Source organism: Mesorhizobium abyssinicae (genome assembly GCF_049887195.1).
In the GTDB taxonomy this organism is placed as follows: Bacteria; Pseudomonadota; Alphaproteobacteria; order Rhizobiales; family Rhizobiaceae; genus Mesorhizobium; species Mesorhizobium abyssinicae.
In genome coordinates, this window is record NZ_JARAKC010000108.1 from 1 (window position 1) to 711 (window position 711).

The 711-nt window shown below is 68.1% G+C and carries 1 protein-coding gene; it reads right to left on the minus strand.

The genetic code is table 11. The features are described from left to right. On the minus strand, positions 1–711 hold a 711-nt coding region (locus PU724_RS33850; RefSeq protein ID WP_426213841.1), incomplete at both ends, for a condensation domain-containing protein.

Genomic DNA, 711 nt, shown 5'->3' on the forward strand with positions numbered 1-711 from the left:
CGGCTCAGCCGCTTCAGACCCCGCGTCAGAGCCGCATCGATGACGACCCCCACACCGGCCCCGGCAAACGACTGCTGCGCCGGCCGCGGACGGTCCGTCGGCAAGCCGAGACAGGCCGGGGCGCCAGACAGGGTCTCGCGCCAGTACTGCGCCTGGCCGTGCAGCCGCTCCCCAGACAGCCACTGCCGTTGCCAGGCGGCATAGTCTCCATACTGGATGCCGAGCGGCGGCAAAGGATCGTCCTGACCGGCCACGAACGCCCGGTAAAGACTGCTCAGTTCACGCGCCAGCACATCCATCGACCAGCCGTCCGAGACGATGTGGTGCTGCGTCAGCAGGAAGACGTGCTCCTCATCCGACAGCCGGATCAGGCGAGCGCGGATCAGCGGGCCGCGCGACAGGTCGAAGGGCGTGTCGGCCTCTTCACGGCACAGAGCCAAAAGGGCCGTCTCGGCATCCGGCCGGCCCGACAGATCGTGCTCGACCAGCGGCAGACCCGCATCCGCCGGCAGGACCTCGACCCGGGGCTTGCCTTGCGGCGCGACAAAGACATTGCGCAACCCCTCATGACGCGCAAACACACGCTCAAGGCTCCGCTGCCATGCGGCCCGGTCCAGCCGACCCTTAAACCGCAAGGCCAGCGGCATGTGGTAGTTGGTGCTGGTCTCATCCAGCTGCGCCAGGAACCATAGCCGCTGCTGGGCGAACGAC